Source organism: Dyadobacter endophyticus (assembly GCF_014641595.1).
GTDB classification, from domain to species: Bacteria; Bacteroidota; Bacteroidia; order Cytophagales; family Spirosomataceae; genus Dyadobacter; species Dyadobacter endophyticus.
This window is the reverse complement of the sequence record NZ_BMIA01000001.1, coordinates 2,349,985-2,364,256: the sequence shown is the minus strand read 5'-3', so window position 1 is coordinate 2,364,256 and position 14,272 is coordinate 2,349,985. Positions and strand designations below refer to the sequence as shown.

Here is a 14,272-nt window from a genome sequence, read left to right as displayed (position 1 = left end):
GTAATTGTTAGTCAATTGGTCAGCGGTCCGCTGTCAGCCGTCAACGCGCAGCACCCTCCTTACCACGACACCACCAGATCCCCCGTCACGTTTTCCACCACGTAATGCTTCCCGAATTTCGGATCGCCAGCCTTGAAGGAAATGCGGCCCTCTTTCCACGGGTAGTTGGCATTCAGATAAGCATTGAACTGCTCGGAGCTAATGTTCTCATGCGGATAAATGCGCACAATAGCATTTTTAAGGCCGGTAATGCGGTATCGCTTGGTAATGCCCATTTCGCCGGAATGCAGTTCTTTCAGTGAAACAATTCCCTCGTTTTGCTCCACAAATACCCGCGACTCGCGGTTCCAGGACGTCGGGAGGCTGTACACCGAATGGCCCTTGTCGAGCTTGGTATCCAGGCCGTTCAGCAAGGGCGCACCTTGCGGAAAGCGGAACTTGTTGCTAATGGTGGTGTTGGGATTATACCCTGCGAAAATGAATGCATTATGGCTTCTGGAAACCGTCAGTACCGGGTTTTTGATCGACGGATCTTCTTTCACGATGTTGAGATCTACTCCAAACTCATGCATGGCATACCTCAGCAGCAGCGGCCCGGTAAAGAGTTGGGAAGGATCGTCGGGTGTCAGCAGTTTTCCCCCTGTGAATTTGCTGGAATTGGTGCCGCGGATATACACCACTTTTCCGCCATTCCATTCCTTTGTACTACGGACCCAGGCCGCATCGCGTTTTTGGCCGCCCTGGCTCATTTGCGCGAGTACTTTGGTGGAGGGGTCTTTCAAATTCTGCACGCGCGTACCCACGCCGCCGCCTGAGAACAATGCATGATGGATGATTTTGTCGGGATAAGGCTTGCCCATCTGGTCCCCGGCGTAAACCGAACTGATATTGAACCCGCCTTCGAGCGGTGTCACATTTTGCAGGTTCAAAAGTTCGAGAAATGCTTTTCCTGCATGCCCGGCCGGGCCGTATACCATCAGTTTTCCCCCATTTTGAACAAATGAAACCAATGTCTTTTCTAACTCCGAGCCTGCTTCCGGCACAACCGTCAGCAATACCGATTCTTTAAACCTGGCAGGATCGATTTGAATGACTTTTTTAAATGAGGTAGTGGAAATCACAGTGTTGACCGGCAAGCCATTGTTCAATGCCTGGCGGATCAGCCAGTCGCCGTAATAGATTTCGGGGAGGCGATCTTTGTAGCGGAATGCCCAGTCGTAGTACTCGTCGAACGGGTACACCCACACGAGCGGGCCGGGCGCGGTGGGGGCGTCGTAGCGGGCTTTGAGGATGTGCGGCGTAACTTCGTCGGGCACCTGCGTGGGCATGTTGCCGAAGGAATCGTCGATGCTCAGCAAGTTCAGGTGGCTCGGCAGTTTTACCTCGCCTTTGGCATTCACGCGCGACACGGCCAGGGGTAGGTAAATATCGTGCGGCTCCCGGCCGTAGCGGTCGAGCCAGGGGCTGTTGATCCACCACGGGTCGTGGGTGTAGTAGCGGAAAAGGTAGCGCTCGTCGGGCAGTTCGGCCATTCTCGACATATAGCCTACCATTTCCAATCCGAAATCGCCGTCCAGTGCCGCCCAGGGCGAGTTGGGGGGCGGCAGTATGTTTTTGTCCTTGTAAATGGATTTAAGATCGACACCGTCGCGTGCCAGGTCGGCACCGGCCGAGAGGTTGGTACCGCGCGTCTGGACCTGCACATCCGGGCATTCGTTCCTGAAAAACTTCCAGAAATCGGCGATTTTGGAACGCGTCGCCGCCAGTTTGTCCTGGTCAAAACCCTTGCCATCAAAAATAGCACCGGTTGACGACCAGCCTTCCACTCCGAAGCCAAAGCCGTTGCTCAGCCAGATATAATCAAAACCCATATCTTGCAATAAGTGACGGCTCTGCCTGCCGAGAAACGTTCCAAACGGCGTGCCTTCGGGAATGCCGTTCGGGAACCCGGCGTAAGGCTGGCTATCGGCTTTCAGGACGGAGTAGCAGCTTACCATCGTATTGTGCCCCATTGCGCTGCCACCCAGGATTTCGCGGTGGCGGTTGTATTTGAAATCCGATTGGGCAAATTCCGGCCCCGGGTCGAACGTTTCGCCGATGCGGATGGGTTTGCCAGTGACCTTCCGACCCTCCTCCTTTAATGCCTGCACAATGAATTTCAGGTCGCCATAGGTAAATTCCGGCGGATTTTCGAGATACAAATAGGCCCTTTCATGAATCGAAAGCTCCTTAGGTCCGGAGTTGACCGCATGCCGGGTATTGGGGTTGCCGATATATCGGGCCCATTCCAGCCGTTGGGCAGGATCGCCTTTATATTCGAGGATTTCGGAGCCGTCGCCGGTCCATAGCATCACCGACACCGTGTCGGCATGCCGTAGCAACGAATGCCACTGCGTGAACATTTCATGGGCAGTTTCCCGGATGTACGCTTGGTCGTTCTTCCGGAAAGGTTTCAGGGAAACTTCCAGGGTAATGTTGTTGAATGGCACCCCTTTGAGCGTCGAGGTCTGCGGCTGGGCCGTGGCTGCCAACGGTGCCAGGAGCAATGCGATCCATGCCCGTAAAGTCTTATTTACAATCATTGGTATTAATCGTTAATATCCCGGATTCTGTCCCAGATTTGGATTGATATCGATTTCACGCAAAGGGATGGGCATCAGTACCTCATGGTCAGCTACGGTGAAACTCAATCCGTTGTCTTTGAAATATTGGTTCATCACCACCTGAAAACGTCCTGTCCGCACGAGGTCGAACCACCGGTGGCCTTCGAGGAAAAATTCGAACTTCCTTTCATTTTCGAGCGCGAGTGTGAATGCGGCCTTATTCAAGCCTGTTTTCGCCGGTAGCCCCGCGCGGCTTCGCACCAAATTAAGGTAAGTATGTGCTTCGGCCGTATTACTGGTCTCGTTTAATGCTTCGGCATACATTAATAGTACGTCGGCGTACCGCAATGCAGTGAAGTTGATGCCGCCATCGCCGACAATGCCGGTTGTGAAATCCACGAATTTCAGTCCAAAAAGGTCTTTCTCATATTTGCCGGATATCAGCTTCACCGAATCGCCAATGGACGCTGCCCGTCTTAAATCGCCTGTCTCGTAGGAGTTGGCCATCTGGCGGGTCGGCAAAACCCTGCCCGCACCCTGCATATTGCCGGGGAACATGCCCACGTCAAACCGGGAAGGCATGAAGATCGTCGAGAATGAGTTGCCTTCGCCGACGTTACCTGATAAATATTTTACTTCAAAAATCGATTCCTGCAATTCATCATTGCCGTTGGAGAACAATTTCTTGTAATCCGGATTCAATGCGTAGCTTTTCTGGTCAATCACTTCTTTCAAAACTGTTTTAGCCAGATCAAACTCCTTCACCGTAAGATATACTTTGCCCAAAAGCGTTTTAGCCGAGCCTACGGACGCCTGCGATTTGCTTAAACCGGTAATCCCGTTCAGCAAGGCAGCTGCCTGCGTCAAGTCCTGGATAATGACCTGGTACACTTCGGCGACAGGCCTTCTGGTCATGTCAAAATTCATGATCTCGGCAGGACTTCGGAACGAGACATCCACCATGGGCACATTTCCGAACAGACGTACCAGATAGAAATAGGCGTAACCCCGCAAAAATAGGGCCTCACCCTTGTACTGGTTCTTTTGCGCGTCGGTCATAGGCACGGCGTCGAGCCGTGAAAGGATATTGTTGGACCGGGCGATGGTCGCAAAGCTGGTGCTCCACACGGTATTGAGGAAATCATTGGATGCGGTCAGGTTCACCTCGTCGCATTCGGCTTCGGCCACAAGCGGGGAAGTGGATTTGATGTCGGTGTTATCGGTCGTAAGATCGCCCAGGTCTATCAGCGCGGTGTTATGCAAGCCTTGTAAGCCGGCATAATTTCCTACCAATGCGGTTTCAAAATCCTTCGGGCTTTTATAAAACGAATTTTCGTTGATCTGATAGGCGGGCTGCAAACTGAGGAAGTCGGAGCAGGAGCTGGCGCCAAGCGCGATGAGGCTGTATATGATGTACTTTTTCATGGGAAATGCTTTTAAAGGGTGAGTTTGATCCCAAGTGTATAAGTGCGCGGCAGGGGATAGTTGAGGTAATCGATACCTGCATTGACTATATTGTCGCCTGTAATGCTCGATTCGGGGTCGTAGCCGGGATAGTTCGTGAATGTGTGCACGTTCGAAACATTTCCATACACATTCAGATTGCTCACGCCCATGCGCCGGGTCAGGTCTTTTGGCAGATTGTACGACAGCTTGATGTTTCTGATTCGGGTAAATGAATTATCGAACAGGTAATGCGACGAGGTGCCGAAGCCCAGTGCATGGTTACTGCGGATCGAACGTGGCATGATGCCATCGCCGGGGTCCGCCTCGGAGCGCCATCTTCTGTCGGTCAATACGAGGTTGTTTTGCACACCATTGTCACCGAGCAGGGAAGCCCCCGCGTCCAGATAAGTGTAGGCACCGTGCGAGCCGACAAGTCCAATGTTAAGGCTCAGGTTTCCCAGCGAAAAATTATTGTCCATCCCCCAGGTATAATCCGGCCAGGGTGATCCCACGATCTTCCGGTCACTCTGGTTGATGACGCCGTCTTTGTTCACATCTTCAAATTTGAGGTCGCCAGCCTGGGTTTTCGGATGCTGCAATGCGGCTCCGTCCAATTCGGCGCTGTTCATGAATACGCCGAGCTTGTTGATCAGGTAAAAGCTCGAAATAGGGGAGCCCACCTGGGTGATCTGATAGGCTGAGTTGGAGATTCTTCCGCCTTCGGTAGCCAGTTTCAAAACCTTGTTTTCGTTGTGGCTGAACGTGATGTTGGTGCTCCATTCAAACCCTTTGTGACGAATATTCACGGTTTGCAAACCCAGCTCGAACCCTTTGTTCTCGATGTCGCCGATGTTCTGTGTTGAACTGTTGAACCCGGATGCGGCGGGTAATTGCACGGCCAGCAGCAAGTCGGTCTTGCGGTCGCGATAGGCGTCGGCGGTGAGGGTAACACGGTCTTTGAACAAGCTTAGGTCCAGTCCGATATTGGTCTGTTTCGATTTTTCCCAGGTCAGGTTATCGTTGGATAATGTGCTGGGGATGAGGCCGGGATTGAGCGCCCGGTTTTTGATATACCTCGTGGTCGATAACAAGCCGATGCTGGTGTAGTCGCCGATCTGGTTATTTCCTGAAATACCGTAGCTGGCCCTCAGTTTCAGGTTGGTGACCACGTGCTGGTTTTTCATGAAATCTTCCTCGGCCATATTGTAACCTACTGAAAACGAAGGGAACGAACCCCAGCGGTTGTTAGCGCCGAATCTCGAACTTCCATCGCGCCGCACGGTAGCGGTAAGCATATATTTCCCTGCATAAGAGTACGTTACCCGGGCCATCATCGAAAGCAGCGACCATTCATTGATGCTCTGCGATCCTGCATTGACGATGCCTGCTGTGATGAACGGCACATACTCGGTCGGGAAATCGGAGGCGCCTGTGGAAACGAGGTCCCGGCTGTTTTTCTGGGCGGTAAAGCCGATCAGACCGTTTACAAAATGCTTGTTGTTGAAGACTTTTGCGTAGGTTAATGTATTTTCATTCAGCCAGTTCAGGTTTTCGGCCCGGGAGGTGCCGGCCGTTGCGGGGTAATTTAGTGTACCAAAATTGGGTACCGCCGACGATCTCCACAAGCGAATGTTATTGGTACCGAAATTCACCCCGATCGAGCTTTTGAAGGTCAGGTTATCATTAATATTAACTTCCACAAAATTGTTGGTAACCAGGTCCATCACTTTGCGCCGGTCGCCGGAGCCATCGGCCACAGCCAATACATTAGCCAGGAACCCGAGGCCGTCATTGACGTCGTTCTGGTTGAAATAGTAACCTCCGTTGGCATCGTAAACCGGAATGGTAGGCGAGGCGGCCAGTACGTTCGCCAAAAGCCCTCCCGCACCGTAATGCGATTCGGTATTCACAAACCGGCCATAACCGTACGAACCGAATGTAGAAGTTCCGATTTTAATGCGCTTGGTGATCTGCGCATCGAGGTTTACCCGCAGGTTGAAACGGGTGTAATCAGAATTGATAATGACGCCCTCTTGCGAGAAATAACCTCCGGAAATGAAGTATCTGGCCTTTTCAGTTCCGCCGGTGGACGATAGCTGCAAATTCCTTACTGGCGCTGTTCTGAACAACACATCCTGCCAGTCGGTATCGGTAGTAAGGGACTCCGGGTTCCTGAAATCGGGCCTTACCCGCGTGTTGACGGACCGCAGCTCGTTGGGGTCCGTCGCTTTTCCTCCTGCATACACCCATGCATTGTCGCGTCCATCGACCACGTAGTCGGCGTATTGCCTGGCATTCAGCATTTTGAGCTTGTGCGCCACTTCCTGGAAACCGTAGGATGCGTCCACACTGATCTGCGATTTGCCGTAAGCGCCCCTTTTGGTGGTTACAATCACCACCCCATTTGCTCCGCGCGAACCGTAAATAGCCGTGGCGGAAGCGTCTTTCAGGATTTCAATGGACTCAATGTCAGAGGGGTTGATAGAGGCCAGCGGGTTCACGCGGTTGCCGGTATTGGATGCCATCCCGGCAGACGAAAAGTTGTTTCCACCATAGTTGCGCATATCCGAACCTCCCCCACCCGAACCTATCGCGAAGCCGTCAATCACGTACAATGGCTGATTCCCGCCGGTAATAGAGCTCACACCCCGGATGAGGATATTGACATTACCGCCTGGGGCGCCGGTGGTTTGAGTTACCTGCACACCCGGCGCCTTGCCTTGCAGCATCTGATCGAAGCTGCCGGTCGACGGCTGAATGAATTGCTCGCCGGAAATTTTGGCAATGGAACCAGTGAGGTCTTTCTTGCGCTGTGTGCCGTAGCCGACCACCACCACATCCTGTAACTGATGCTGGTCGGCAGCGAGCATCACATCGATGACGGTGCGGCTGCCAACCTGTATTTCCTGCGGAACATAGCCGATAAAGCTCACAACGATACTGGCTCCGGAGGCTACCGAAAGCTTGAAGTTACCTTCTACGTCCGAAACGGCGCCATTGTTAGTGCCTTTCTCGGTAATCGTCGCACCGATAAGCGGTGCTTTGTCGGTGTCTCCGAGGATCTGGCCCGTGACGGATACGCGGCCGCCGGATTGGGCCAATGCAGGCACCACGCTGAGAAGGAGGCACAACAGGCCACCCACCCACAGCCAGCGCCCGGGGAATAGGGTACATTTCATAATTGTCAATTTTGAGGATTAAACTCGGGTTTGATAAAGGCAAGAAATGCTTGAAATTCAGCACATAATGCTGCTTGAAAGAGCGGACCTGGGGTATGTTGTTGCTAGTCTTCGCGGATGATGACGGCGTCGAGGTTGAGGTATCCGGCTATTTTAGCAATAGCGCTTGCATGGTGTCCTACGCCCAATGCAAAGTGGTGAGTAGGGCCTTCCTTCATCCAGCGTTGAAGGAAAGTGCGTACGTCGGGTTTGAAGAAGCCCCTCGTGTTGGTGTTGCCGGTTGGCGGAATAGAGCCCTCAACCGACTGACCCTCAGCGATTACAAATTTAAATTTTCCATCGAAAGTAGAATTAATGCTCAGCATCGTGATAGGCCCTTCCTTGATCTTGAACTCTACACCCGCACCAAAACCAGGTTTGCCGTGGTATTTCGTGAGGCTGCGTAAAACCGGTTTTCCTTCCGCTATGGCCACATTATGCGGGCCGTCGTGGCCAACAAGTACAAAACCTTCCTTGAAATCGACCGGGTGGAACTCCGCGAAGCTGCCGCCTATACCTAAACGTTCCATGATCAGCATCGCAAAACAGGTTTTCAGGTCGGATTCTCCGCACATCGGGAAACCCGCGCCGGTAAGCAGCGAATTTCCGACAATGAGATTGGACATGACAGTGCGGGTTTCGCTATTGTCGGGCCCTTCGTAGTAGTAGGCCAGGCCATCGAGCTGCTTCGCTTCCACGAACTTTTCCAATGCCACTGTCACCCTGGCGGCCGTTTCCAGGTCGCTGTCGCGGAGCTTTTCCGAGATAGGGTCGGAAACCGGCTCGGGCGTGTCGAAAAAGTCGAGAATGCGCTCCTTCATGTTTTCGATATCGGCGGGGTCGGCGTGCTGGTAATGCGTCACGATCTCGTGCGCCTCGCATTGCACGATATGCGCACCGAAATGCGCGGTAAACATGGTCGAATCTGAATGCATATCCAGCATAGCTTCGATCGGATGGCCGATATGCCCGATCCGCGACGTCCGCACATCGTGCAGCACGGCGGCGATTCGGCAGTATTCCGCTATTTCCGCATCGGCCTGCGGGTCGTCATGAAGCGTTCCGATGATCATCTCCGGCACTTTTTTGCCCATACGCGCGGCCACGCCCGCAAACTCGGGCAGGGAGCAAATGTCGTCGTTATAAAGTTGCATGTAGGTCGATGCGCGGGTATAATCCATCGCATGGTCGGGTTGCAGGGCCACGAGCACGATCGGTACGTTGAGATTGCGGATGATAGTCCCGAAAGTGTTGGAAGTCGCATACGTAAGCATGTCGCAGAAAATCAGGTCCAGATTAGCCGCATTGAGTTTGGGTACCAAATCATAGGCTTTCTGGACATTGTCGATCAGCCCGAAATCGATCAGCTCGGCATGCGCCATTTGTTCTATTTTTTCGATGAAAACGGCTTGTTTGCAGAGCATATCGTCGAGCAGGCCGTCGAACTGGCTCCAATATTTGAAATATCCCACCCCAAATACCCCGATGCGCGGCCTGGTAGGCTGACGTTTCCGGATGATGGCTTCTTTGAAGGTGTGATTCTCGATTTGTAATGGATTTTCCATGAGTGAGTGGTATTGTTTCTATGGTTTAAATCTTAACGCACTAAGTTTTTTTGGCAACAGTTTCCCCTTTTCGGGGTTTGTTTAAAAAATTGAAATGCTAATCCGCAACTTCTACGGGCACCACTATTTCCTCCGGACGGTCGAAAAGTGGTTTTAGTCTGGGAATCAGCAGAATGAATGCAAGGAACGCGATAGGATATAGCAACCCGGAAGCGATCCAGAGCGGCTTATAAGAATATTCCTGCACGATTTTTCCGATCATCGGATTAAGTATCAGGCTGGATAATGCCCCCGCTGTACCCGAAAGCCCCACAACCGTAGAAGTAGCGCCCGGCCCGAACACATCCGAAATAGCCGTGATGTAATTGGTGATCCAGCACCCGTGTGCGAACATATAGAGCGCCATGAGCGCAATCGCGATGGCGACCGACGACGTGTATTCGGTCATCGGAACGGCCAGCGTCAATGCGGCGGCACAGCCCATGATCATTTTTCTGGCGCGATTGGTACTGACCTCCTTTTTAACCAGTTGGTCGGAGAACAGGCCGCCCAGGATATTGGAAATGCCCAAAGCGAGGAAGGGTATCCAGAAAAGGCTTCCTATTTGCTCAAAGGGCACATTTCGCACTTCGCTAAGGTATTTGGGGATCCAGAACATCATAAAATACATCACCGGGTCGAGTAGGAAGCGCATGAGAACGAAAACCCAGGTTTCGTGCTGTCTCAGGACGGCGGGGAATGGCACCTTAAAGGTGTCCTGTCGTGCTTCGCTGATTGCGCCTGCTTTTTGCCGCCAGGGGATGAGCAGCCAGATCGCCACCCACGCAATGCCGATAAGCCCCGGAAGTACAAACCCCGCGCGCCATCCGTAACTGTTTGAAATCCAAATTGTAAGCGGTGGTGCAATGACGGCCCCGATAGCCGATCCGCCGATAGCGATGCCATTGGCCAGTGCCCGTTCTTTTTGATCAAACCATTCATAAACCGTCTTGGCCGCGCCGGGGAAACAGGCCCCTTCGCCCAGGCCGAGGAGAAACCGGAACGCAAGCAACTGCGGGAGGTTCGCCATAACGCCATGTAACGCGTTAGCCACCGACCATACCCCCACGGCAATTCCAAGGCCTTTTTTGGCCCCGATGCGGTCGATCAGCCAACCACCGACGGTGAACATCAATGCGTAGCTCAGCAAGAAACTGGTATTCACCCAACCATATTCCACGTCGCTGAAACCGAATTCCTTCTGGATGCGGATAACGGCGATGGACAGTACCTGCCGGTCCAGAAAGCTCAGTCCGGTAGCGATGAAGACCAGGAAAACGACCCACCAGCGGATATAGTTTTTCTTCATATTAACTTAACGCACTAACTTAGTTTTTGTCAAAAATAAAATGACAAAATACCAAATGCAAGGGTTTTCAGAATTTTTTCAAAAGCCGGCGCCGATTGCCGGTAGATTTGACGGCAGAGCGCCTCTGATTACTTCAATATTCATGTTCCAAATGATCCTATCCATTATCAAACGAGGTGTGCTATTATGCTCGCTGGCTTTCCCGTTGAGTGGCAGTATGTTCGCGCAAAATGTCGCGCAGACACTCAAAACCGACATTCCGCTGGATTCCATCCGCCTCAGCGATCCATTCATACTCGCCGACAGGCCGACTCAAACCTATTACATGACCGGCACCGGTGGCAAACTTTGGAAAAGTAAGGATTTAAAGAAATGGACGGGACCTTACACCATCGCACAAACGGATCCCAAATCGTGGATGGGGCCGACGCCGATGATTTGGGCAGCCGAATTGCACGCCTACAAAGGCAAATATTACTACTTCGCCACTTTCACCAACAAGGCTATCAAACTGGGCGAAGGCTTGGAGCGCCGTGCCTGCCACGTACTGGTGAGTGATCGTCCGGAGGGCCCATACGTACCAATGAAGGATTCGACCTACCTGCCGGAGGATAAACTGACGCTCGATGCCACGCTCTGGACCGACACCGACGGCAAACCGTACATGATTTTTTGCCACGAATGGCTGCAAAATGGCGATGGTACCGTGGAAAAGATCGCGATGAAGCCGGATTTCAGCGGTACCACCGGTCCGTCGAAGTTGCTCTTCCTGGCCAGCGACTCGCCTTGGAGCAGGGAAAAAAACAAGGACGGCACCGACCGCCCCAACAAGGTCACCGATGGCCCATGGCTCTTCCGAACTAAAACCGGGAAGCTGGGTATGCTCTGGACAAGCTGGATCTATGACGTTTACACGCAGGGTGTTGCCTACTCTGAAAGCGGCAAGCTTGATGGCCCCTGGGTACAGGAAAAGGAACCAGTCAGCCCGCCCAACTTCGGGCACGGGATGCTTTTCCGGACTTTTAAAGGTAAACTGCTGATGTCCATTCACAGCCACCGAAGTGTAAACGGCCGCACGGTACGCGTTCCCAGACTCTTTGAAGTGGATGATTCGGGAGATAAGCTGGCGATAGGCAAACAGATTTTGGACGCAAGGTAATTTCTCCATTGCCGCCTGGTGAATGGATTAATCCAATGAAGTGCTCCAAGTTGTTCTACCACTTCCCGGGCGCAAAAAAGCTAGGGCGTTTCCGTTGCGGGCTGCGGCCGGTCTCCAAACGCCAGCAGCACCGACACTAGTCCGAATACAAAAAAGCAAAGCACGAGCGGAAACACGCCGTGCACCATGAGGTGGCTTGTAACAGATCCTATCAAAGCGCCGACGAAAAAGAAACATGTTCCGTAAATGGCCGAAGCCATTCCGGCCATATTGCCCATCGGTTCGAGGGCCAATGCGCTGCTATTGGGCTCCACCGCGAGGTTAATCGCGAGCATCGTGGTTACGGCAATAAAAAACAGCGGCATTTGCGGCGGATCGCCAAATGCCCAGGTACATACCAACAGCACCGCGCCCACAACGGTATAAATCGAGAGAAGCCATTTGATTGTCCGCCGGGCACCGAACCGCGCAGAGAGTCGTGAGTTCAGCAATGCACAGAGCGACATCGTGGCTCCCATACCCGCGAAAATCCAGGCGAAAAGCTCCGGCTTCCCGTAAATTTCTCCCACAATGTGCTCAGAGCTGGACACATAGGAACTAAGGGCCGTAAAAAGCAAAGTAGTGACTGTCGTATACCGCAGAAATGCCCGATTGCTGAGTACGCGCACGATTGAACGTCCCACGTGCGTGCGGCTGAGCGGCGTACGTTGCGCGGCCGGGAGCGATTCTTCCAACCGCAGCGACCACAAAAAAACCGCTACCGCAAATAGGGGCGGCGCAAGAAATACCATTTGCCAGGATCCCACCGACATGATCGCCAGCCCGAGAAAAGGTGCTATTACCGGCGTGAACAGAAATATCGTAAAGATCAATGAGAGGATGCGCGCCATTTCATCACCCACAAAGCGGTCGCGGACGCCGGCTATTGTAGTCATGAATACCGCAGAAGCGCCCATACCGGCGAAAAAGCGCGCTACGAGCATGGTAGGCAGGTCGGGTGCCATCGCCGCTATAATGCCGCCGATGATGTACAGCGGAAATCCGATCCGTAGGATGGCAATGCGGCCAAAGCGGTCGGAAAGAGCGCCAAATACGATCTGAGCTACCTGGCCCATGAAAAAGAACGAAATGATCTGAGCCGTGTCGGTAGAGCCGGTGCTCAGGCCGAAATGCTTCCGTACTTCACCGAATGCGGGCAGCATAATATCGATGCCCAGCGCAGTGAGCGTCATAGTGCAAGCGGAGAGGGCGATGAATTCGCCGGGTTTCATTTTCATAGCGAGATGTTTCTGGCAAAGTTATCTCTTAGGAAGGGTGCAGCTGGTGTGCAAAGTAGACTTTCTCGAGGGGCAATCAGGACAAAATCTGCCGCTACGAAACCTACTGGTCAGTTTGTATTAAATGTATAAGTAATTGGAAAAATATTATTGTCTTAAATATAGACAATAAATAAACTTCTTCTTTACATTTGTTGTATGATGGTCGCGGGGGTGCCACTTTCCCCGGCCGGACTGTTTCATTTCTTCACCAAAAACATATTGACTATGAGAAGGATTAGCTCTATTCTGATGATCCTGTGCCTGCTGGGCGCGGTTTGTACCAGCATTGCCCAAACAACGGCACCGGCCGATTTTTTTGCCGGTAAATGGGAGATTACCGTTGCCGGAACGCCCAATGGCGATGCCAAGCTCGTCGCTGACCTTGCGCGGACCGATGGCAAGCTCACCGGCCAAATCACCAACGCGACCGATCCAAGCGCCGAGAAAATCGCCATTACCAGTATCGACGAAGCGGCTGACAAGATCACGATCGGCTTTTCCGCGCAGGGGTACGACGTTACCCTCGACCTCTCAAAAGTGGACGACGATAACCTCAAAGGAAGCATGATGAGCATGTTTGATGCTACGGCGAAGAGGGTGAAATAGGAGTGTTGTCAGCGGGCGTCGGTCCTTCCACGATTGCGCGCACTGCCTCAAAATCCGCCAGCACCTGCTCGTCTTCGGGGTAGTAGCTATCGCCCTGATCAATAAAAACTTGCAGAGAGGTGCCGTCCGGCGTGGTATAGAGTGGGTCGGCACCTTTTTCAATCAGCATTTTACATACACCCCAATATTGTCGTTCGGCGGCGTAAAGCAGGGGTGAAATTTTTAGACGATCGCCGTGCCGCGGCATAATCGCATTCGGATCGGCACCGTGATCGAGCAGGGCTTTGGTGCAGTCATACGCACCATAAGGTGTATCCAACGCCGCAAAAATAATAGGTACCACATTGCGTCTGCCGCTGCCGAATTCGGTGGTTTTAGCATTTGCGCTCGCTCCTTTTTCCAGCAAAAGGCGTAATATAAGCGGATTTCCATGCTCTGCCGGCTCGTAATGAATCGGTTGGTCGTCGGGGTTCTCACTTCTGATGGGCACGCCTGCATCCAGCAGGGCGTTGATGCAAGCGATATGGGGTTCCAGGTCTTTGTGCTCGAAGACGGAACTTTTGACCGCCATTTCAAGAAGCGGATAACCGTAAGCATTCTTGCGAAGTTGGGGCCCAAATTCCGCGATGTATTTTTTTAATCTATCGGGCTTACCATTCAGAATCGCCCTAGCCATTTTGTCTCTTTCTTTCTCTTCAAAAAACGGCTTCGCTTCTATCATATCCACGATCCCTCTTTTGAACCTGCTGATAGATGAACCGAACTGTGTCCAAAAAAGCGGGACCGCGATCAGTACAAATGCGGTATATCTGCTCCACTTAAAAGGAAGTAAATTGAGGGTGACCAATACGACCAGAACGAAAATGGCCAGGTAGTAAAATACTTTCCCCATGGAAGAAGCAGCGTCGCCGCCTTTCGCAGGGAACAGCGTTTCGAGCATGACAAGCGTGAAAAGTACGCCAATCACCACCCAGTTAATGACGGTGGCTATTTTCAGGTAGTTCATGA

General features: G+C 52.5%; 9 protein-coding genes. 2 read left to right on the top strand and 7 right to left on the bottom strand.

The annotated features are described in order from the left end of the window. Positions 1 to 59: 59 nt before the first annotated feature. The 5 genes from IEY24_RS09630 to IEY24_RS09610 all read right to left on the bottom strand — a co-directional run bounded on the left by IEY24_RS09630 (position 60) and on the right by IEY24_RS09610 (position 10,180). A complete protein-coding gene (locus tag IEY24_RS09630; RefSeq protein WP_188931061.1) occupies positions 60 to 2,582 on the bottom strand; it encodes a hypothetical protein in 2,523 nt (840 codons plus the stop codon). A 12-nt stretch (positions 2,583 to 2,594) separates the two neighbouring features. Continuing rightward, positions 2,595 to 4,028, bottom strand: coding sequence for a RagB/SusD family nutrient uptake outer membrane protein (locus IEY24_RS09625; protein ID WP_188931059.1), 1,434 nt, complete (start codon positions 4,026 to 4,028; stop codon positions 2,595 to 2,597). A gap of 11 nt (positions 4,029 to 4,039) precedes the next feature. Continuing rightward, positions 4,040 to 7,228 carry a SusC/RagA family TonB-linked outer membrane protein gene (locus tag IEY24_RS09620; protein WP_188931057.1) on the bottom strand — a complete coding sequence of 1,063 codons (3,189 nt, stop codon included), beginning with the start codon at positions 7,226 to 7,228 and terminating at the stop codon, positions 4,040 to 4,042. A 104-nt stretch (positions 7,229 to 7,332) separates the two neighbouring features. Continuing rightward, entirely contained in the window at positions 7,333 to 8,832 is a 1,500-nt protein-coding gene (locus tag IEY24_RS09615) for an L-fucose/L-arabinose isomerase family protein (protein ID WP_188931055.1), read from the bottom strand. Between the two features lie 97 nt (positions 8,833 to 8,929). Beyond that, positions 8,930 to 10,180 (bottom strand): MFS transporter, encoded by a 1,251-nt coding sequence (locus IEY24_RS09610; protein ID WP_188931053.1) that lies wholly within the window; start codon positions 10,178 to 10,180, stop codon positions 8,930 to 8,932. A gap of 151 nt (positions 10,181 to 10,331) precedes the next feature. Between IEY24_RS09610 and IEY24_RS09605 the strand changes: the two genes are divergently transcribed. After that, positions 10,332 to 11,339, top strand: a complete 1,008-nt coding sequence (locus IEY24_RS09605; protein ID WP_188931051.1) for a glycoside hydrolase family 43 protein — start codon at positions 10,332 to 10,334, stop codon at positions 11,337 to 11,339. An 80-nt stretch (positions 11,340 to 11,419) separates the two neighbouring features. On the opposite strand, the gene IEY24_RS09600 is transcribed toward IEY24_RS09605, so the two are convergent. Then, positions 11,420 to 12,616: an MFS transporter gene (locus IEY24_RS09600; protein WP_188931050.1), complete on the bottom strand. Its 1,197-nt coding sequence runs from the start codon at positions 12,614 to 12,616 to the stop codon at positions 11,420 to 11,422. 267 nt (positions 12,617 to 12,883) lie between these two features. Here IEY24_RS09600 and IEY24_RS09595 point away from each other — a divergent pair, with 267 nt between their 5' ends. Then, positions 12,884 to 13,264 carry a hypothetical protein gene (locus tag IEY24_RS09595; protein WP_188931048.1) on the top strand — a complete coding sequence of 127 codons (381 nt, stop codon included), beginning with the start codon at positions 12,884 to 12,886 and terminating at the stop codon, positions 13,262 to 13,264. Here the strand turns inward: IEY24_RS09595 and IEY24_RS09590 are convergent. Continuing rightward, positions 13,242 to 14,270: an ankyrin repeat domain-containing protein gene (locus IEY24_RS09590; protein ID WP_188931045.1), complete on the bottom strand. Its 1,029-nt coding sequence runs from the start codon at positions 14,268 to 14,270 to the stop codon at positions 13,242 to 13,244. The two genes, IEY24_RS09595 and IEY24_RS09590, sit on opposite strands and share 23 nt — an antisense overlap. Positions 14,271 to 14,272: the final 2 nt, after the last annotated feature.

What these genes read in the sequence shown, in the direction of transcription:
- IEY24_RS09630 (WP_188931061.1), bottom strand. Translation starts at nt 2,582, where the DNA reads ATGATTGTAAATAAGACTTTACGGGCATGGATCGCATTGCTCCTGGCA.
- IEY24_RS09605 (WP_188931051.1), top strand. Translation starts at nt 10,332, where the DNA reads ATGATCCTATCCATTATCAAACGAGGTGTGCTATTATGCTCGCTGGCT.
- IEY24_RS09590 (WP_188931045.1), bottom strand. Translation starts at nt 14,270, where the DNA reads ATGAACTACCTGAAAATAGCCACCGTCATTAACTGGGTGGTGATTGGC.
- IEY24_RS09620 (WP_188931057.1), bottom strand. Translation starts at nt 7,228, where the DNA reads ATGAAATGTACCCTATTCCCCGGGCGCTGGCTGTGGGTGGGTGGCCTG.
- IEY24_RS09595 (WP_188931048.1), top strand. Translation starts at nt 12,884, where the DNA reads ATGAGAAGGATTAGCTCTATTCTGATGATCCTGTGCCTGCTGGGCGCG.
- IEY24_RS09615 (WP_188931055.1), bottom strand. Translation starts at nt 8,832, where the DNA reads ATGGAAAATCCATTACAAATCGAGAATCACACCTTCAAAGAAGCCATC.
- IEY24_RS09600 (WP_188931050.1), bottom strand. Translation starts at nt 12,616, where the DNA reads ATGAAAATGAAACCCGGCGAATTCATCGCCCTCTCCGCTTGCACTATG.
- IEY24_RS09625 (WP_188931059.1), bottom strand. Translation starts at nt 4,028, where the DNA reads ATGAAAAAGTACATCATATACAGCCTCATCGCGCTTGGCGCCAGCTCC.
- IEY24_RS09610 (WP_188931053.1), bottom strand. Translation starts at nt 10,180, where the DNA reads ATGAAGAAAAACTATATCCGCTGGTGGGTCGTTTTCCTGGTCTTCATC.